Below are 18,015 nucleotides of genomic sequence, written 5' to 3'. Positions count from 1 at the left end.
CCTCTATAGTGGACCCCAATTTTAGGACAGTGAATTAAGATGGTAGTCTGCTGTAAAAAGGAGCACGCAAAAGCAACTTTAGATAAGTTTATCAATAACGGATGGGTATTTGGCGGGCATGCTGATGCGGCAGCGAAGGCAGGTGAAAAAGGATCTGCAGTTGGAGGTGAGGCTTTAATAGATGGGATTACAATTTATCAGTTAACTCAGAGTGGTTTGGCATTACAAGCCACAGTTAAAGGAACCAAGTATTGGAAAGATGATGAATTGAATAAATTAGTTAGTTCTCATCCATAAACGTAAGTCCATGAATTTGTTATAAAAATACCCAAAAAAGAGATGGAAGTTCCAGCGGAAAAGCGTATGATTACAGTCAAGCCATTGATTATAATCAATAAACAAAACCACTGGAGGTGCAAAATGCGCATGAAACGCACAAGCCAAATGAGTATATATGAAATTTCCGTCAATCACGAAATTGCGCATGAGCTTGGCAAGATTTCGGGGTGGATGGACAATCATCTTGAGATATTGAATTGGGTTGAGGCCGACATCCAACGCAAGAATTTGAAAGACACCGGTCGCTCCGGGATGACCATCGAATCTATTTTGCGCTCAGGATTGCTACTCAGATACTGGCAATGGACCTACGATGAACTGGCCTTCCATTTGACGGACTCGGCAGTCAATCGTGGATTTTCCAGACTCCCACTCCGCTTGTATCCGAAGGCTTCAGCCTTGCAGGGCGCAATCAGCCTGATCCGGGCAGAGACATGGGAGCGCATCAGTCAATTGCTCGTGCGGGGTGCACTGGAGACGAAGCTCGAAAGCGCCAAAGTGATCCGCATCGACAGCACTGTGACAGACAGCCCGATTCATGCGCCGTGGGACAGCAGTCTGCTGGGTGATGCGGTTCGGGTCATGAGCCGGATGATGCAGGATGCGCGGCAACGTTGCCCTGAGTTGAGCTATACCTGCCATCAGCGGGTAGTAAAGAAACTGGTGACGGCGATCCGCAATTGCAAGGGTGATGAGAAGAGGCGAGCGTATTACAAAAAGCTCATCAAATACACCCGCAAAATATCGGGCATCGTACAAGACACCATGCTGATGCATGGCGAATGGTCGGATTGGGTAGCAAAGGCTGCGCATTACCTCCCCTTGATTGGGCGTATTATTGATCAAGCCGAACGCCGTGCTGTCAAAGGCGAAAAGGTTCTCGCCGCAGAAAAGCTGACCAGCCTGTTCGAGCCGCATACGGACATCATCGTCAAGGACAAACGCTGCGTGCAATTGGCCACAAGATCAACTTTAGCAGCGGCAAGCACGGCATGATACTGGATACCGTGATCGAGACGGGCAACCCTGCGGACAGCTCCCGTCTGTTGCCGATGATCAAGCGCGTAGATGAGGTGTATGGCAAGTTGCCGAATCAGGTGGCCGCCGATGCGGGCTATGCCAGCCGTGAAAATATTGATGCCGCAAACGGAATTTTTCAAGCTAGTTGTCGCCTAAGTATTTGATTTATGCTGCCACTTTATCCTCTAAACAGACCTCCTTTTCCATATGTGATTTGACGATATTCTGATTTGGATTTAGGTGCACGATGCGAATGGGTTGCCAGTTACGTACATCACCGCTCCAGCGTTCAGGATGGGTTTCTTTTGCAGATTCATAGACCGCAGCACGCTTCTTTAGCAATTCAACATCTAGCCCATCATGACGCTGACTTGGTGTCACAAATTTGATGGCGCTATGACGATGTTCATTATTATACCAATCAACAAATTTGCCCACCCACTGCCTTGCAGACAGCAGGCTTTCAAACTTTTTAACGGGGTAATCGGAGCGATATTTCATCGTCTTGAAGAGTGATTCAGAATAGGGATTGTCGTTACTGACTGACGGGCGACTAAATGAAGGCATCACGCCTAGCGCCTGTAATGTACCCAGCATGGTAGCCCCCTTCATCGGGCTGCCATTGTCAGAATGCAGGACCACTTGATTGGGTAGGATGTCTTCCCTTAGACAAATATCTCGCATCACTTCACCAGCAAGTGCACTACTTTCCACGTCGTAAACCTGCCAGCCAATAATCTTGCGACTAAAAATATCCATGAATAAATACAGATAACAATAGCTGCCCATGACCAACGTCGGCAGATAGGTAATATTTGCCTAGGGGCTGTCGTAGCAAACGCGCGTGGCTTGTGACGCGGTTGTGCAGGTCGCTCAGCACCGCGATGGGTCATTTGATAGACCGCTTTTAGCACGCGATAGATCGTTGATTCAGAAGCGAACTATTGTCCGCGATCAGCCAGCGTGGGTACAATCTGACTTGGCGATAGGCGACCAAACTCCTCCGAATTGACCACGGAAAGTAGCCTTATTAGCTCCAATTCGCTGAGCTTGTTTTTGGGCTTCTGAACACGAACGGGGCGCTGATCCCCGCAAAGTGGAGCGAGTTGCCAACGTTGTAATGTGCGTGAACTCAAGGAAATCACTGAGCAGGCGCACGACAAGCGCGCACCTGAAGCCACGGCTTCTAATACCAATTTGATGATGTTGCTACGCTCTGTCAGGCGGGTCATTTTTCCTCTCCCTCCCAAAGCGCTCGGAACTTTTTTTGTAAAATAAGTAACGCTGCCGCCTCCGCCAAGGCTTTTTCTTTACGCGTTAATTCTCGCTTCAGCCGCGCATTTTCTTCTTTTAATGTGCGCATTTCGCGGAGGTTGGTGGGTGTTTTGATGCCAGCGCAAAACGCTGCTTTCCAATCAGTTAGGTGATGGGGAAATAGGCCGTTTTCTCGACACCAAGCTTGTAATGCTTCGCCAGATAATGCATGCGTTTGATGTAATGCGTGTAACTGGGATTCGACATTCCAATCCTGGGGGCGTCGCTCTTTTATGGTTGAAATATTCATTTTTTCTACTATCTTTGCCTTTGTTTTTAACCAGTTCTTTAACGTATAAATGTTCATATTCAGTTCTTCAGCAACCGACTTTATGGTCTTGTCACCACGTGAATATCACTTAATTAATGCTTGTTCGATAAAAGCTTCTGTATAACGGTTTTGCATTGCTTCCTCCAAATTAAAATTAAAATTTAGAGGCGACAACTAGTCTGACACAGGGGGCAAAAGAGCTGGGCATCAAGGCCGTGGGTCTGCCGAAGAAGCGCGGCATGACGGTCGAAGCCATGACTGGGAGCGAATGGGTTTACAATAAGCTCAAGCGCTTCCGTGCCGGAATCGAGGGCAATATCTCGAACCTGAAACGTTCATTCGGGCTGGATCGCTGCACCTGGAAGGGGCTGGATCATTTCAAGGCTTATGTGATGTCGTCGGTGCTGGCTTACAACTTGCAGAAGTTTGCGCGGTTGTCGATTTAAACCTGGCAAGCTGTAAAGAAAATTACAATATGTAGTGCCATGATGGTTGCGCTCGCCTTGAAAATGTCAAAACTGAGGCGAGTGGATGGCGCGAAAGCGATAATGCAACAAATGGTTGTTGTTGTTGGTTTCCTGCTCGCTTTTATGGCGCTATCATGTGTCTGGGAATTTGAAAAGCAGGTGTTTATGGATGAGAACTAGTTAGTCAATGATACTTTTGCACGAATTGCTAATTTTATAGTAAAAAGCATAAAACAAGCGTTATGCTTTTAAATGTACGTGACAACAGAATGCTTCAAATGCATGACTTAAAAAACACCCAGACTTTTAGCAATCTACTTTATTAACCAGAGGATATGGTGACTAGCTTATCTCTAATATCAAATTGACCAATTATGAATTGAGCCTCAGCCACGATAGGATACAGAAGATTGGCGGCTGCTTTGGGGACTTAGTGTGCATTCGCAACTGTCCGCTATTGGGCAGCCTAATCAATGGTAGTTAAGGTCGGCTCTGTGCCGACCACGGACGGTGCCGTTCCCTTATGGAATGGCCATTGCAACAGTATTGCAGTCATCGAAACTGAATGACCTAGCCGGCGTAACAGCCCTATCTTTTAAAGCAGATATTGCACGAAACAGAGCACTTGCTTATAGACGGACATCATTCGAATCCAACCTCAGATTGCAAATAGCCCAAACAAACACTTTGGTGACTAATACGCAACTGAAACAATTGTAGTCAAATTTTAAAGGATACGAAAATGGAAGGCCTACAATTAAAACAAAAATTGGAAGTAAAAAATCTGGCAGATAATTATGCGCGCCGTTTGATGCTTAACAAACTAAGGGCTGATGGCCTAAGCAACAGTCAAGCCAAGAGATCGGTACAAGAAGCAAAGCCGACAGAGTCGGAATTATTGGCTTCCCGCAATGTTATAAAAAGGACCAAATCTGTACACAATTTATTTTAAAGCGACGTGAGCTGTCATTTTTAGGCGACCGATACCAATATGTTACTTGTGTTGTAATAATCACACCTACCCCACTACAAAATCACTCTATTGCCTTTTAACCTCCAAACTGCCACCCTTTTTTGCTATCCAATATTTTAAACAGCGGTGAACGCGAAGCGTGAGGGCACAGCCTTGCCGTATTGTGTACGTTTATGGTTAAGTTTTTAATGGTTTGGTTAAAGAATGGTTAAAAGAACGGTTAGTGTCGTAAAAAAGAGTGTATTTATTTAGCATATTCAATAAGTTGTAAATAATGAGTGTAGGTCAAACGTCACGATTTTGTAGGTCAAACGTCACGATTTTGTAGGTCAAACGTCACGATTTTTTAGATTTAAACTTGAAAACGTAGGTCATACGTCACGATTTCTGTGGATAACTCCCCCAGTTTGCTTGCCAGTTGTTGATAACTTTATTTTTAATTCAAAAAATCTAAAATTTTACTGGTAATTTAGTTAAAACCGTGACGTTTGACCTATGGTTTACTAAATTTCGTAGGCCAAACGTCACGCACTGTAGGTCAAACGTCACGATGTTAAAATTATGTTTATCTAACAAATAATATTTTGTCATCGATTCCCAAATTGGCTATTTTTGCTATTTTTGCTATTTCTAATTCGCAGCAAGCTTTTCTAACAGTTTGTCGCCAACTTGTAGCCTTAAGATCGGTAGAGTCACATATTTTTTTTAGTTTTTCAATTGCCAAGGGAAATGGTCTTTCGTGGCTAACAACGTAGTCAGCGAGGCGACGAGCAACCTGAGAAAGGCCCCGATATAACTCCCAATCGTGACTTGTAAATGTATTTCCAGCAAATAATAAAATTAAATTTAAATCTACCCACATTTTATAAGCCATCTGGCTGCCATTTTCGTCGTTGATAGATTCATAATCTTTAATCAGAGAAATTGGCTCGCTTTTGCCGTATGCTTTAGTGTTCAAACACAAAACTTCATTCGCCCTTAAGCGCGAAATGCAATTCTTAGCACGCCTGTAATTATTCCCATTTTTTGCCCAGCCCACATCTCTTACTAAATCTTTAATCGTGAATTTGAAAGGCAGTCCCATGGGCACTGTTTGGCTATAGTGCAGAATTTGCAACCAAACAAGTTCATCATCCTCCGCGCGCAATTCAATGCCAGTGTATAAGATGGTTATATACTCGTTGTAACAAAACAGCTTTTCGCGTGTGAGTGTTTTACGTGGCACAGATTTATTTCTTGCCGTAAAAAGAGATGATCTCGCATAGTCGTTAGGGATATGCCTTAAATCATCTCGATCGGTGATGATACTTGGAAATAGAATATCTAACTGGCATGGCTGGTCAAGACGAACCCCCCTCTTCTTAAGATAGGCGCGCTGTTGAGCAGCATTTATGGCTACTTGGTGGCCGCTATCACCCATTTTATTTAGCGTGCACTAATACCCAATTATTTACTTCATCCCTGCGCCAAAGGCTTTTGCGCGTTCCTTCAATTCGGCGGGGCGCGGGGAATTCGTTATTTTTTATCAAATCATAGATTTTAGTTTTTGAAAACGGGATAATCTGCAATAGCTGCTGAAGAGAAATTACTACTGGCTCATTCATTTTTAATGCCTTTCTTTAAAGTAAACTAGTGTTCGGAGTAGGACTTGCGGTTCAACAAGAACCATCAACTAAATTGCAGTTTACGGAAGAGTTTATAGGTGTAAAGAAAGCGAATAATTATCGGCATATTAGTTACTTATTAGTCTGAAACTAAGCAAACTGTAAGAAGTTAATTTGTAACTGGAAGAACTGCTAAAGAAAAGCTTCCTGCTCTAGCTAAATCTTTAGGTGTTGATATGACTGAATTGGTTGGCCTGAGTTATTTATGAATATGCGTCGCCAAGGGGGAGCATCTTTTTTAACTGTCTAGAACCAAAGATGCAAGGTTCTGTTACGGCTCAAGAATGGTCGAAATTGATTATAGGCAGGTGTGAGCCAACAGCAGAAATGGTTTGTATCATTTGTAATGATCGCCCAATGTTTACTGAGTGGGTTATCCGTGGAACCACAAGTGGTGTGCAAATTAACCCAGCAGATAATACCTCTGTTAGGTAACGACCCCATTGCCCATTTTCAACCCATCTAAATAGTCAGCCCACGTTTGCATCATGGCTGTGCGTTGCTCGATAAACTTTGTGCGGTTGTAGGCGGTGCCTAATGAATCTGGCACGCTATGCGCTAATTGATGCTCAATGATATGTGGGTCGATATTTAAACGTTCGTGCAGAATGGTTCGAGCCATCGCTCTAAAGCCATGCCCTGTGATTTCAGTTTGCGTGTTGTAGCCCATGCGCTTAAGTGCTGCATTGATTGCGGCTTCAGACATTGCACGCATGGGGTCATGACCATTGTTAAAGACGTATTCGCGATGGCCTGTTACTGGGAATAAATCGCGTAGAATTTCAATTGCTTGTTTTGATAACGGTACCAGGTGGTCTGTTTTAGTTTTGGTAACAAGATACTTCCATGTACCAGCATCTAAATCAATATCAGCCCATTTTGCTTTGCGTAGCTCCCCTGGGCGAACAAATACCAAGGGTGCCAATCGCAAAGCTTGCCTCACCACAAAGGTGCCTGTAAAACCATCAATAGCACGTAATAACTCTGCCACTTGCGCAGGCTCGATTAGGCTCGCCATGTGTTTAACTTGCGGCTGAGGCAGAGCGCTAGATAAATCACTGGCAGGGTTATTTTGGCATTTGCCATGTTGCTTGGCGTATCTAAACACTTGACTGGCGATGTTAAGCACTTTATGACCAGTCTCAATTTTATTGCCGTCACAAATGCGTTTGATGCAGGCTAAAACTTCCATTGGCGTGATTGCATCAACGGGCTTTTTACCTAACCACGGCAGCAGGTGAATTTCAAGGCGACGCATGGTGTTGTGCTGATAGCTTGCCACTTTGCCTTGCTTGGCCACAAGCACCCATTCACGTGCAACCGCTTCAAAGGAATTAGTTAAAGCTTCAAAACGTGCGGTTTTAGCTAATTTTTTAGCTTCGGATGGGTCAGCGCCTCTATCCAACAATTTTCGCGCTTCTAAGTGCTTAGCGCGCGCATCTGCTAGGGTAACAACTGGATATGTGCCGAGTGAGAGTGTTTTTTGCTTGCCATCGATCCGATAAGCAACTCGCCAAAGTTTAGAGCCGGTAGATTTAATGAAGAGATACAAACCTTTTTCGTCTGCAAGTTTGTAGTCTTTTTCGGAAGGCTTGGCAGCCTTTATTTTTATGTCATTTAGCATTTGTTGGTATCGTAATTTGCAAAAACCTAAGATACCAACACTTATACCATCATTTTAGTGCGGTTGCAAACGAACCATTCAGAACTATGCAGAACCATAACAAACAATAAAACTATTATTAATTAATAACTTACGGTCTAAAATGAACTATTTAGAACTGTTAAAAACTCTTAAATGGTGCCGACGGAGAGACTCGAACTCTCACGACTATTCGTCACAACCACCTCAAGGTTGCGTGTCTACCAATTCCACCACGACGGCATTTTTCTGAGACTGAGCTCAGTAGATTTAACTATTTTGGTATATCCTGTGTCGGAGCTGCTGGAGGAGCAACAGTATCCGCTCCTGATGCTGGAGTAGTCTTACCTAAAGCATTTTTCTCTGCCATCGTTTTAACCACACTGCCACTACCTTCTTTATGGCTAGACATATAGGCTAATGTTAAACTTGTAGTGAAGAATATTAATACAAAAACAGCAGTTGCGCGGCTCATAAAGTTAGCTGAACCTGATACACCAAATAAACTGCCAGATGCACCACTTCCAAATGAAGCGCCCATATCTGCACCTTTACCGTGTTGCAACAGAACCAAAGCAATCACGCCTAATGCTGCTATTACATGAATGACTAATACTAATTTTTCCATTTTCCACCTAATGCTATTTAATTTTTATAACCAATGAAGATCTGATGTCTCAATAATTTTTGAGCCTTACTCAGGCTACTGCGCAACATATCTGTTCAAATTCTTGTGCATTTAATGAGCACTTGCCGACAAGACCACCGTCAATATCCTGCATAACAAATAATTGTACCGCATTTTGCGGGTTTACGCTCCCCCCATAGAGGATTTTCATGCTAGTCGCGGCTGTTCTATCTAGCACTGCAACCTTGCCGCGGATAAATTCATGCATGCTTTGCGCTTGCTCTGAGCTTGCAGCTAACCCTGTGCCGATAGCCCAAATTGGCTCATATGAAACCACGGTATTAGCAAATATGGCTGCACCATACATATTGATAATAGTATCTAATTGTTTGCCGACTACCATTTGCATGACGCCAGCCTCGCGCTCAATCAGGGTTTCACCTACACATAAAATGGGCGTTAATCCGTGGGCTTGCGCTTGCACGAATTTAGTAGCGATATTTTCATCAGATTCACAATAAGCAGTTGCCCGTTCTGAGTGACCGATAATCACATACTTTGCACCAAAGTCTTTAATCATTGACGCACTTACTTCACCTGTGTGCGCCCCAACGGCGTCTTTACTTAAATTTTGCGCACCCCAGGCGATATTGGTATATTGCAACATAGATTGCGCCTGCGCCAGATAAGGATATGGCACACAAACGACAACATCGGTATTTTTGAGGGATGATAACTTATCGATATAAGCTTGAAACAAGCGCTTATTTTCGGCTAGATTGCCATGCATTTTCCAATTGGCAACGACTAATTTTTTACCCATGCTAACCTTAGTTAATATCTACAGGGGAGATTTTACATTTTTAATCGTGGATAGTCATCGTTTAACTATCCTATGAGTTTACTAAGCTAGTTTAAACTTAACTGATTAATGATATTCCGCGCCTCAATCGAAACTTCTGATGCGGTAAGCCCTGCGGGGCCTATGCCTTTTGCAACTAGTGCGTCAGCCGCCGCACCATGTACAAATACGCCCATCTTAGCTGCATCTAAACCGCTTAAACCCTGCGCTAAAAAGCTGCCAATAATACCGCTAAGCACATCACCAGTTCCACCACTTGCAAGGCCAACATTACCAGTGGTATTAATAAAGTAATTATCATCATGTGCTACCACAGTGTTAGCGCCTTTAAGCACACAGGTTGCGTGCAAATCACGGGCTAACTTAAGTGCACTTTCAGTTCTGCTTTGCTGAATATTTTCGCTAGATTTTCCAAGTAATCTGGCAGCTTCAGCAGCATGGGGAGTGATAACTGTTTCAGCGCTGCGATTTTTGCAAATTGCAGCTAAACGTGGATGCTTGGCAAGTAAATTAAGTCCATCGGCATCTATCAACATTGCTACATTTTGACTTAACCAAAACTCCAACAACTTAATCGCTGCTTGTGATTGACCAAGCCCAGGGCCAATTACAACACTATCTAATTGCGATAAGCTGGTTAAATCCGCAGGCTTACGGAACATGATTTCTGGGTGTAATATATCAACACTAGGCGCATCGCTTGCTAAATAAGACACATAAATACGCCCCGTGCCACTTAACAAGGCAGCTCTCGCTGATAACAACACAGCGCCGATCATACCCATGCCGCCGCCAATAATCGCCACACTGCCGAATGTGCCTTTATGCGCATCAACTTGACGCGCTGGCAACACATTAACAAGGGTACTTTGCAATAACAAATGAGCGTTAGATTGTGTAATTTTAATGATATAAGATCCTAAAGTTTTAAGATGCTTCAAGCATTTCTTTAACAAAAAAAGAATTAATCTACTTTATAACACTCTAATTAAGCTTGTGACTGAAGACTGAAAGTTATTATAGTCACAAAATTGGTCTTAAAATTTAATCCAATGGTATTTGAAATATTTTACATGGCCACCAGTAGTTAAGGCAAAACTAGACCCGTACAATATTGAAAGAGGAGCGAATATTATGATGAACGTACTTTATATTGTTTGGAAAACACATGACGAGTTAGGCATTGGCATTATTGATGAGCAACATCACGCTATTGTTGCTACCATTAACTCACTCTACTATTTCATTCAAGAGGGCTGGGGACTTTCTGCTCTCGCGCCCACACTCAACATTATTAAAAGTTACTCTAATTTCCATTTCAAAACTGAAGAAGGCATATTATCCAAGGCTGGATATGAAGAGTTACATAAGCATATTGTGGCTCAAAAGCAATTCACAAAAGATGTTGATGCGGCAGCACAAGAAGCTATCGCCTATAAAGATCCTTTTATATTACTTAAGTTTTTAAAGGATTGGTGGGTATTTCATTTGAAGACGGAACATCTGGAATATGCCTTGAGCCTTGATAAATTAAAAGAAAAGCACGACGACTAGTTAGATTCAAGTCGCTACATAACGCAGATTCAATTGCACTTTTTGCGACCCGTTATAGCTATTGGTTTGTAGCTGATAGGCAACTTGAATCGCGTCTGGTAAAAATTCAGCGTGATTAAAGTAAATGGCATCGATGATACTTGCATCTTTTTTCAGGCTAAGTCTAAGGTGTTTCTCACCCAACAAACGCTGATTCAACACTTCAAATTCATCATAAAATAATGGCGGTGCAAACCCCTGCCCCCACACTTGATTTTCTAATGCTTGCGCTGTGGCAAACGTCATTTCATTTTTACCCAAACTACCATCTACTTCAAGAACGGATTCCAAATCTGCTTCTGTAATCAAGCTTTTCACTACTGCCTCAAAGCTTTGACTGAACAATTCAAAATCTACCTGCTTAATCGTAAGACCTGCAGCCATGGCGTGTCCGCCAAACTTTAAAATCAAATCTGGGCTATGTTTACTGAGTAAATCTAGCGCATCGCGCAAATGTAAACTCGAAATTGAGCGACCGGAGCCTTTGAGTAAGCCGTCGCCAGCATTAGCAAAAGCTATCACGGGGCGGTGATGACGCTCTTTAATCCTTGAGGCCAAAATACCAATGACGCCTTGATGCCAGTCTTCTTGATAAATACAAACTGCGAATTGATTATCGATATTAATCTCTTCCAAAGACAAGCTGGCGCCATCTTGCATGTCAGCTTCTATACTGCGGCGCTGCACGTTTAAATCTTGCAAACGTTGCGCGATGCTGGTGGCTTCAAGTTCAGATTCAGCAAGTAAACATTGTATGCCTAAGGTCATATCGTCTAGCCTGCCCGCGGCGTTCAAACGTGGGCCAACATAAAATCCCAAGTCTTGAGCATTGGTACTTTGTGGTTGACGCCCTGCCACTCTTAATAATGCCAATATACCTTGCGAACAAGCGCCTGCACGGATTCTACGCAAACCTTGTTCAACAAGAATACGGTTATTGTCATCCAGCTTAACCAAATCTGCCACGGTACCCAAAGCGACCAAATCAAGTAATTCTGTTAAATTTGGCTCTGGTTTTTCTGCAAAAAGGCCACGTTCACGCATTTCGGCACGCAAACCGAGCAAGCAATAAAACATGACCCCTACGCCTGCCAGATTCTTGCTTGGAAAATCACATCCATGTTGATTAGGGTTAATAATGCAAGCGGCTTCTGGCGTAACTTGGCCTGGTAAATGGTGGTCGGTAATCAATACTTGTATATTTAAGGCATTTGCCGCCGCCACGCCATCCACACTGGCAATACCGTTATCAACAGTGATAATCACATCAGGATTTTGTGTAGCAGCTAGCGCTACAATCTCTGGTGTTAAGCCATATCCGTACTCAAAGCGATTCGGCACTAAAAAACCAACATTCGCACCGAAGGCTTTTAATCCTTTTACTGCAACTGCCGTTGCAGTGGCGCCGTCAGCATCATAATCACCAATCACCAATAATTTCTTATTGGCTTGAATTGCGTCAGCCAAAAGCTTTGCCATTGTTGGGTTATTGGTCAAAGAATTGGGAGGCAATAAATTCGCTAGGTTAATGCTGAGTTGATTCGCCTCAGTCACGCCGCGCGCTGCCAATAAACGCGCCATTAATGAGGAAGCACCAGAGGCTTCCAAGGTTTGCGCAGCTTGAGCTGGAATAATGCGTTGTACGATTTTGGTCATTTAAATTCGATTACTAGAGGGTTGCTTATTCGAGGTATTGCATTATAGGTTTTGCTTTTCGCCAAAACTTATATGTATCTAAGGGCTTGATAATGACCACTAAGCATTTTTCATAAAAACCTATATTTAAAGTAAGTTGTTCAATCTGCTTATTCTTTAATGCAGCATAAAGGGGTGCAAACCAAACTTCATCAAAATGATTATTATCAGAATGACTCGTTTTAGAGTGCTTGTTTTGTGGCAGTGCTAGCCGCACATGCTGTGCCGTACACTGTAAAATTTCATCAAAATTCATAGGTACAAGTTGGCTAGCTATATTTGCCCATGTTGCCAAGCCTTGGTTTAAAACATCACTCGCTGTGATTAAATCTACATCATACGGCAAGTCATTAAATGCTGGCATCACGCCGCCGCCAGACAACCAAACACTATTAACAACAAGCTCACTAGTAGACTCACGCTCTTCATTCGCGGGATGATCATGTAATAGCATTTGCATTTCATTAAGTATGGATTTCCATTTAGCAGAATCTACGCCTTGCGGCATAAAATGATGCACGTTTTTATCCATAGCAACGCTAGGCAATGTCGTTGTAATCTGCGCAACTTTATCCACACGTAAATACCATGCGCCAGATTTGCCAATACAGAAAAGCAAGCCATCTTGGGCAAAATGCGTATTCAAGCTAGCAACCATCAGCGCGGCATGCGCTGAGTCTACCAATAAGGGCGCTGGCTCACTTAGACTAAAACAATCTCGTTGCATAACAAAATGTACAGGATCCGCGCGTAACCAATAGTATTCGCCAACCACTAATCCATCTGCGGCTGCGCTAATAGTGGCAATAGGTAAATCGCCCTCTTCATTTAGACCAAACTGCTTACATATTAAGGCTTCTAGCGGCACATCTATCTGTGCAACTCGAGCTTTGCCAAGCAAGCGCGCTAACGCACTAGCGCTTGGTAAGTTGGCTAACTCATGGCTTAAAACGCAATCAACCGTTAATTTCACACAAAACTCATATCAAAAATATCTACAAGTTAGATTTTACTTGTAAGCACCTTTGCATGGGAGATTTAGAGCAATAAAAAAACCCAGCAGTCTTTTTGGGACTACTGGGTTTAACGATTGCCTAGCTTTATGAGCTAAGTAAAGACTATCTTCAAGCTAATTGTGTTGTTTCTTATCACTTTAAAGTCAGACTTAATAGTAACGGCCATTACCACGTTTGTTATCATGTTTATCCCAACCACGGCGACTGTGGTCACGGCGGCCATTATTACCATCCCAACCTCGATTATAAGCAACAGGCTGTAGATAAGTCACTTGCGAAACGATACGGCTACGTGGCTCAATTGCTACATTCACATCAATATATCGACCAGGTTGCTCATTGGTCACAGTGCTATAAGCTCTACCGTTGTATTCATAGTTCACTAAATAACCTGTAGTCACACTTTGCCAATTATCAACTTGGTAACAAGTTTGCACTGGCACGCTTCGAGTTCCGCCATAACTTTGTTGACTACTACCAATACTGTTACCAGCAATTGCGCCTACACCAGCACCTACTGCAGCAGCGGCAACCCGTCCACTACCACGACCTACAGTGTTACCTAGTAAACCGCCAGCAATTCCACCAATGATGGCTCCAGTCATCGAGTTATTGCCACCATTGTTGTAGCTTTGTTGTTGATATTCTGTACGGCATTCTTGGCGCGGTGCATTCACACGCTCCATTTGAGGTGTTGATGAAAGCACGCGGGCTGTATCTGTATATTGGTCAGCTAATGCTGGCACTGCAAACACTGCAGTCAATAAAGCTGGTACTAACATTCTTACTCGCACGTTTTTTACAAAACTCATGTTATTTCTCCTTTTTGTCTAACTTACTTGGTGAATCAAGTTAAGTAGCTAGACTTAGTTACGCCCAATTAGCGCGATGGACTGAATTTTAAAATTTGTATTTTTTATCATTCAATCTCTGCGATCTATTCTGCAGATGACCAGTTAACGCCGCTATTTTCGGTTTGGAATACAATAAGGTGTTGCCAATTTGTAACTAATGATTTTCATTAGAGAAACTATCGAGTCGAATAATAGTCTTATTACAACGAATTATTACTGTGTGACTAAAGTTACAAACTATTAGCAATGAAGAGCGAATAATGCATTACCTGCTTAACCACAAAGCAGGACACAGGAGCACTATAATGAATAAATTCAAGCTATTAACAATTATCATAGGCTTAACATTAAGCAGCTATTCCATCGCCGCAGAGTTTAATAATCAATGTACCAATGGCTTGTCACAAGGCATCTCATTTAAAACGAACTGTGAAATAAAAGAAACATATGAAGGAAAAACTTATTGCTTTAGTAGTGAGTCTGCAAAAGCCACCTTTTTGGCAAAACCACAACATGTGATTCAAAAAGCCAACGCGTTTTATGCAAAAAATGCTGATAAGGCAGTTGTAGAGAAAATTACTAAAGATGTAGAACCAGAACGTGAAAAAATCAGTCAAGCCGACGCACTTAAACAAATCAATAGTAAAACATGTGATTTAAGCAATAAAGACGCGGGCTATTTAGAGTTTGATAAAATGGATTTACGTCATTGCAAAATGGTCAATACTAGCTTTTTTGGTGCGTATTTACGCGGTGCAAATTTAAGTGGCGCCAATATGCAAAAGAGTTATTTAAATCTTGCCAGAATTGAAGATGCCAATCTAAGCGGTGCTGACCTAACTGATGCAACCATCTTTCAAGCAATCTTCGATAAAACTAATTTTCAAGGAGCAAACCTCACCAATGCGCGCATGATAGGTACCCTAGGCAATGTGAACATGAGTGATGCTACCGTGATCAGAGGGCGCTTTGGTTTAGATATTGGCAATCAACCTATGGGGGCCATGCGTTTTGATGCGATTGGTGGCAATTTTTCTAACACCAATTTTGAAGGTGCTGACATTAATCGCTCTAACTTTAGATTTGCCAATTTTAAAGGTGCAAATCTACGCAATACTGACCTATTCCGTGCTGACTTTAGCAAAGCCGATTTAACCGGGGCTGATATTACAGGCGCAAAAATGGCTGAAGCTATACTAGATGGAACAATTATGACAAATGTAAAAGGTTTAGAGGCCATCAAAGGCTATGAAGAATCAAAAGGTAAATGTGTAGATTGCACGCTAAAATAGTTAACAAACAATGGCTGGAATCACCCCATTAACTCAATCATCTCCACCGCCCTCCACCACTAAATCTGGAATATGATTGAAGGCAATGCGCATAGGTGCATCTTTTAAAGCATCGTGCGCACCACCAAAGTAGACGGTATTCTTACCGAACTTTAGATTCAGCGTATCAATCGCCTTATTAAGCTTCTTTTCATTTTCTAATGGCTCAATCTGAAACAAATCACGCGCAACTTCATCTGCGGTAACTAAGCCAGAAAAAGACACGTCAACTGCAAAAGGCTCATTGTTAGTTTGGGGGTAATGTTGCAAAAATGCTTCTAGTGCTTCTATCAAGCGCAAAGTGTTATCAGTGGGTGAAATCGCGCTTTCTAGCCCCCAACTTGGCTGATTGCGAAACTTCACTTTCACACTGATTCTTGAGGCCAGTAAATCATAGCTACGCATACGCATACAGGCTTTTTGCAACAATCGATGTAACACGGCTTTAACACCTGCCGCATTACGTTGCTCAGGCGGCATTACGTGCGAATGCCCTAAACTACTGCGTGCATTTTTCACGTAATGAGGCTCTAAGCCGCGCAATTTATCATACATGCGCTCACCTTCTACACTGCCCCACGCAGATTGAAGTTGTTGGCGATTTGCCGCATATAACTGTTCAACCGTGGTAATTTTAAAACGATTCAAACGCGCTTCCATCTGCTTACCGATGCCATTCAAAGCACGCAATTTAAGGCCATACAAACGCTGTGGAAGCTCATGCTGCTCAATCAATATACAGCCATCAGGCTTTTGCATATTCGATGCAGTTTTCGCTAAAAAGGTATTTGGCGCGATGCCAATCGAGCAGCGGATATAATCAAACTGTTTAGCTAAGGCTCGCTTAATTTTAACCGCCAGTTTTAGCGCATTTTCGGGTACCTGCTGACTACCCGTGAGTTTGCAGACCATTTCATCTATCGAAAGCACCTTTTCAACATGCGTACAACTTTCTACAATCTCGATCAGCTTGTGGTGAAACGTCACATATACGGCGGGTCGCGCCTCAACAAAAATCATATCAGGGCATAGCTTTCGCGCCTCTTTCACCAATGTACCAGTTTTAATACCAAACGCTTTCGCTTCATAACTCGCCGCGATACAGCAAGTGGTTTCGGCCATCACTGCCAACACGCCGACAGGCTTACCGCGCAAGTCCGGCACGAGTTGCTGCTCTACCGAAGCAAAGTAAGAGTTAAAATCAACATAGAGAGCGTTTAAAGACATGCTAAATAAAATAAGAAATATGTAATGTTTTAGTCGAAGCGTTGACTAACCATTGTAAGATGAATTAACCCAAATTTAAGACTCAATTTTAAGCTTATTTTGAACTAAGATAATTGAAAATTCCTGAAGGTGGAAAACATGAATAATGAACAAATTGCAATTTTCGCAGGCGGCTGTTTTTGGTGCACTGAGCCAGTTTTTAGCCAGTTAAAAGGCGTAAGCAAGGTTGAATCTGGCTATATTGGTGGACATACCACCAACCCAACGTACAAAGCCATTTGCAATGGCGATACAGGTCATGCAGAAGGCATTAAAATTACCTTTGATGCCGATGTCGTAAGCTTTGAAACTTTGCTCGAAGTTTTTTTAGTTAGCCACGACCCAACTACGCCCAATCGCCAAGGCAATGATGTAGGCACGCAATATCGCTCAGCGGTGTTTTGCCAGAATCAGGCGCAGCATGATGCAGTTGCAAAAATGATTGCTGAGTTTAATGAGGCTCAGATTTATGGCGCACCCATTGTCACTGAGATTAATGGTGCGGACACTTTTTACCCAGCCGAAGATTATCATCAATATTACTTTGATAAAAATCCCGGAAACCCTTATTGCATGGCAGTGGCAGCGCCGAAAGCAGCTAAGATTCGGGCTAAGTATGCAAGTTTATTAAAAAGCTGATTTCCTCGCAGACATACTGACGACGCTGGATACCGACTTTTCACACTTTACTTGTCACTTTAGTGGCATAGTAAAGTGTGAAAAGTCGGTATCCAGCGTCTTTAAAGTTTTAAAGCTAACTAGATAAGACTCTCGTATAAGTCATTCCAATATGGATTAGTTTTTTCAATCAAGGTCAACTTCCATTCACGCTTCCACTCTTTTAATTGCTTCTCGCGAACGATAGCGCTTGGCATATTTTCGTGTATTTCATACCAAACTAATTGATGTACATGATACTTTTAAGTAAATCCATCCACAAATTCGGATTTGTGCTGCCAAACGCGCTGAATTAAATCAGAAGTAACGCCTATGTAGAGCGTACCGTTACGCTGGCTGGCTAGAATGTAAACACAAGGTTGCATATTGACGACGCTGGATACCGACTTTCGTCGGTATGAC

19 protein-coding genes, 1 tRNA gene and 2 pseudogenes are annotated in these 18,015 nt (G+C 42.7%); 9 read left to right on the top strand and 13 right to left on the bottom strand.

Translation table 11 applies throughout. The features are described from left to right. Positions 1–39: 39 nt before the first annotated feature. From PSV17_RS03195 to PSV17_RS03185, 3 genes are all read left to right on the top strand, one after another. Positions 40–297 (top strand): hypothetical protein, encoded by a 258-nt coding sequence (locus PSV17_RS03195; protein ID WP_300479629.1) that lies wholly within the window; start codon positions 40–42, stop codon positions 295–297. A gap of 66 nt (positions 298–363) precedes the next feature. Continuing rightward, complete coding sequence (locus tag PSV17_RS03190; RefSeq protein ID WP_300479627.1) at positions 364–1,335, top strand: hypothetical protein; 972 nt, start codon at positions 364–366, stop codon at positions 1,333–1,335. Further along, on the top strand, positions 1,332–1,523 hold the full coding sequence (locus PSV17_RS03185; protein ID WP_366910285.1) for a hypothetical protein: 192 nt from the start codon (positions 1,332–1,334) through the stop codon (positions 1,521–1,523). Before PSV17_RS03190 ends, PSV17_RS03185 begins: the two co-directional genes overlap by 4 nt. Before the next feature lies 1 nt (position 1,524). Here PSV17_RS03185 and PSV17_RS03180 read toward each other — a convergent pair. Next, positions 1,525–3,079: pseudogene (locus tag PSV17_RS03180) on the bottom strand (IS3 family transposase). 56 nt (positions 3,080–3,135) lie between these two features. Here PSV17_RS03180 and PSV17_RS03175 point away from each other — a divergent pair. The 3 genes and pseudogenes from PSV17_RS03175 to PSV17_RS03165 all read left to right on the top strand — a co-directional run. Beyond that, positions 3,136–3,390, top strand: a pseudogene (locus tag PSV17_RS03175) (transposase); the annotation flags it as partial. Positions 3,391–3,429: 39 nt separating this feature from the next. Then, a complete protein-coding gene (locus tag PSV17_RS03170; RefSeq protein WP_300479625.1) occupies positions 3,430–3,591 on the top strand; it encodes a hypothetical protein in 162 nt (53 codons plus the stop codon). A gap of 562 nt (positions 3,592–4,153) precedes the next feature. Continuing rightward, positions 4,154–4,363 carry a hypothetical protein gene (locus PSV17_RS03165; RefSeq protein ID WP_300479622.1) on the top strand — a complete coding sequence of 70 codons (210 nt, stop codon included), beginning with the start codon at positions 4,154–4,156 and terminating at the stop codon, positions 4,361–4,363. Between the two features lie 586 nt (positions 4,364–4,949). Here the strand turns inward: PSV17_RS03165 and trfA are convergent. The 7 genes from trfA to PSV17_RS03135 all read right to left on the bottom strand — a co-directional run bounded on the left by trfA (position 4,950) and on the right by PSV17_RS03135 (position 10,121). Beyond that, the gene (gene trfA, locus PSV17_RS03160) at positions 4,950–5,804 is read right to left on the bottom strand and encodes a plasmid replication initiator TrfA (RefSeq protein ID WP_300479619.1); all 855 of its coding nucleotides are present in this window, start codon (positions 5,802–5,804) and stop codon (positions 4,950–4,952) included. Between the two features lies 1 nt (position 5,805). Beyond that, positions 5,806–5,988 carry an AlpA family phage regulatory protein gene (locus PSV17_RS13905; RefSeq protein WP_366910283.1) on the bottom strand — a complete coding sequence of 61 codons (183 nt, stop codon included), beginning with the start codon at positions 5,986–5,988 and terminating at the stop codon, positions 5,806–5,808. A 487-nt stretch (positions 5,989–6,475) separates the two neighbouring features. Next, positions 6,476–7,672, bottom strand: a complete 1,197-nt coding sequence (locus PSV17_RS03155; RefSeq protein WP_300479617.1) for an integrase arm-type DNA-binding domain-containing protein — start codon at positions 7,670–7,672, stop codon at positions 6,476–6,478. A gap of 175 nt (positions 7,673–7,847) precedes the next feature. After that, positions 7,848–7,933 (bottom strand) — tRNA-Leu (locus tag PSV17_RS03150). A 31-nt stretch (positions 7,934–7,964) separates the two neighbouring features. Beyond that, on the bottom strand, positions 7,965–8,318 hold the full coding sequence (secG, locus tag PSV17_RS03145; protein WP_300479614.1) for a preprotein translocase subunit SecG: 354 nt from the start codon (positions 8,316–8,318) through the stop codon (positions 7,965–7,967). Between the two features lie 70 nt (positions 8,319–8,388). Next, complete coding sequence (gene tpiA / locus PSV17_RS03140) at positions 8,389–9,141, bottom strand: triose-phosphate isomerase (protein WP_300479609.1); 753 nt, start codon at positions 9,139–9,141, stop codon at positions 8,389–8,391. Positions 9,142–9,227: 86 nt separating this feature from the next. After that, positions 9,228–10,121 (bottom strand): NAD(P)H-hydrate dehydratase, encoded by an 894-nt coding sequence (locus PSV17_RS03135; protein WP_300479606.1) that lies wholly within the window; start codon positions 10,119–10,121, stop codon positions 9,228–9,230. A gap of 193 nt (positions 10,122–10,314) precedes the next feature. Here PSV17_RS03135 and PSV17_RS03130 point away from each other — a divergent pair, with 193 nt between their 5' ends. Continuing rightward, entirely contained in the window at positions 10,315–10,734 is a 420-nt protein-coding gene (locus PSV17_RS03130; protein ID WP_300479603.1) for a hemerythrin family protein, read from the top strand. Positions 10,735–10,740: 6 nt separating this feature from the next. Here the strand turns inward: PSV17_RS03130 and recJ are convergent, their stop codons facing one another. From recJ to PSV17_RS03115, 3 genes are all read right to left on the bottom strand, one after another. Then, the gene (gene recJ, locus PSV17_RS03125) at positions 10,741–12,429 is read right to left on the bottom strand and encodes a single-stranded-DNA-specific exonuclease RecJ (protein ID WP_300479601.1); all 1,689 of its coding nucleotides are present in this window, start codon (positions 12,427–12,429) and stop codon (positions 10,741–10,743) included. A 25-nt stretch (positions 12,430–12,454) separates the two neighbouring features. Then, on the bottom strand, positions 12,455–13,441 hold the full coding sequence (locus PSV17_RS03120) for a hypothetical protein (protein ID WP_300479598.1): 987 nt from the start codon (positions 13,439–13,441) through the stop codon (positions 12,455–12,457). Between the two features lie 192 nt (positions 13,442–13,633). Then, positions 13,634–14,296 (bottom strand): glycine zipper 2TM domain-containing protein, encoded by a 663-nt coding sequence (locus PSV17_RS03115; RefSeq protein WP_300479595.1) that lies wholly within the window; start codon positions 14,294–14,296, stop codon positions 13,634–13,636. 347 nt (positions 14,297–14,643) lie between these two features. On the opposite strand from PSV17_RS03115, the gene PSV17_RS03110 reads away from it, so the two are divergent. After that, positions 14,644–15,630: a pentapeptide repeat-containing protein gene (locus tag PSV17_RS03110; protein ID WP_300479591.1), complete on the top strand. Its 987-nt coding sequence runs from the start codon at positions 14,644–14,646 to the stop codon at positions 15,628–15,630. Between the two features lie 33 nt (positions 15,631–15,663). On the opposite strand, the gene PSV17_RS03105 is transcribed toward PSV17_RS03110, so the two are convergent. Beyond that, positions 15,664–16,896: a DNA polymerase gene (locus PSV17_RS03105; protein WP_300479588.1), complete on the bottom strand. Its 1,233-nt coding sequence runs from the start codon at positions 16,894–16,896 to the stop codon at positions 15,664–15,666. Positions 16,897–17,034: 138 nt separating this feature from the next. Between PSV17_RS03105 and msrA the strand changes: the two genes are divergently transcribed. Next, positions 17,035–17,574 carry a peptide-methionine (S)-S-oxide reductase MsrA gene (msrA, locus tag PSV17_RS03100; protein ID WP_300479585.1) on the top strand — a complete coding sequence of 180 codons (540 nt, stop codon included), beginning with the start codon at positions 17,035–17,037 and terminating at the stop codon, positions 17,572–17,574. A 281-nt stretch (positions 17,575–17,855) separates the two neighbouring features. Here msrA and PSV17_RS13900 read toward each other — a convergent pair whose 3' ends face one another. Further along, positions 17,856–17,978, bottom strand: coding sequence for a GIY-YIG nuclease family protein (locus tag PSV17_RS13900; RefSeq protein WP_366910279.1), 123 nt, complete (start codon positions 17,976–17,978; stop codon positions 17,856–17,858). Positions 17,979–18,015: the final 37 nt, after the last annotated feature.

The sequence above is a fragment of the Methylotenera sp. genome (assembly GCF_029946165.1).
Classification (GTDB): domain Bacteria; phylum Pseudomonadota; class Gammaproteobacteria; order Burkholderiales; family Methylophilaceae; genus Methylotenera.
The sequence above is the reverse complement of the archived record's forward strand: the minus strand, read 5'-3'. Positions and strand labels throughout refer to the sequence as shown.

Coding starts and splice junctions, on each gene's coding strand:
- PSV17_RS03130 (WP_300479603.1), top strand. CDS start 10,315: ATGATGAACGTACTTTATATTGTTTGGAAAACACATGACGAGTTAGGC.
- PSV17_RS03115 (WP_300479595.1), bottom strand. CDS start 14,296: ATGAGTTTTGTAAAAAACGTGCGAGTAAGAATGTTAGTACCAGCTTTA.
- trfA (WP_300479619.1), bottom strand. CDS start 5,804: ATGGGTGATAGCGGCCACCAAGTAGCCATAAATGCTGCTCAACAGCGC.
- PSV17_RS03185 (WP_366910285.1), top strand. CDS start 1,332: ATGATACTGGATACCGTGATCGAGACGGGCAACCCTGCGGACAGCTCC.
- secG (WP_300479614.1), bottom strand. CDS start 8,318: ATGGAAAAATTAGTATTAGTCATTCATGTAATAGCAGCATTAGGCGTG.
- msrA (WP_300479585.1), top strand. CDS start 17,035: ATGAATAATGAACAAATTGCAATTTTCGCAGGCGGCTGTTTTTGGTGC.
- PSV17_RS13900 (WP_366910279.1), bottom strand. CDS start 17,978: ATGCAACCTTGTGTTTACATTCTAGCCAGCCAGCGTAACGGTACGCTC.
- PSV17_RS03105 (WP_300479588.1), bottom strand. CDS start 16,896: ATGTCTTTAAACGCTCTCTATGTTGATTTTAACTCTTACTTTGCTTCG.
- recJ (WP_300479601.1), bottom strand. CDS start 12,429: ATGACCAAAATCGTACAACGCATTATTCCAGCTCAAGCTGCGCAAACC.
- tpiA (WP_300479609.1), bottom strand. CDS start 9,141: ATGGGTAAAAAATTAGTCGTTGCCAATTGGAAAATGCATGGCAATCTA.
- PSV17_RS03195 (WP_300479629.1), top strand. CDS start 40: ATGGTAGTCTGCTGTAAAAAGGAGCACGCAAAAGCAACTTTAGATAAG.
- PSV17_RS03170 (WP_300479625.1), top strand. CDS start 3,430: ATGATGGTTGCGCTCGCCTTGAAAATGTCAAAACTGAGGCGAGTGGAT.
- PSV17_RS13905 (WP_366910283.1), bottom strand. CDS start 5,988: ATGAATGAGCCAGTAGTAATTTCTCTTCAGCAGCTATTGCAGATTATC.
- PSV17_RS03110 (WP_300479591.1), top strand. CDS start 14,644: ATGAATAAATTCAAGCTATTAACAATTATCATAGGCTTAACATTAAGC.
- PSV17_RS03155 (WP_300479617.1), bottom strand. CDS start 7,672: ATGCTAAATGACATAAAAATAAAGGCTGCCAAGCCTTCCGAAAAAGAC.
- PSV17_RS03190 (WP_300479627.1), top strand. CDS start 364: ATGATTACAGTCAAGCCATTGATTATAATCAATAAACAAAACCACTGG.
- PSV17_RS03165 (WP_300479622.1), top strand. CDS start 4,154: ATGGAAGGCCTACAATTAAAACAAAAATTGGAAGTAAAAAATCTGGCA.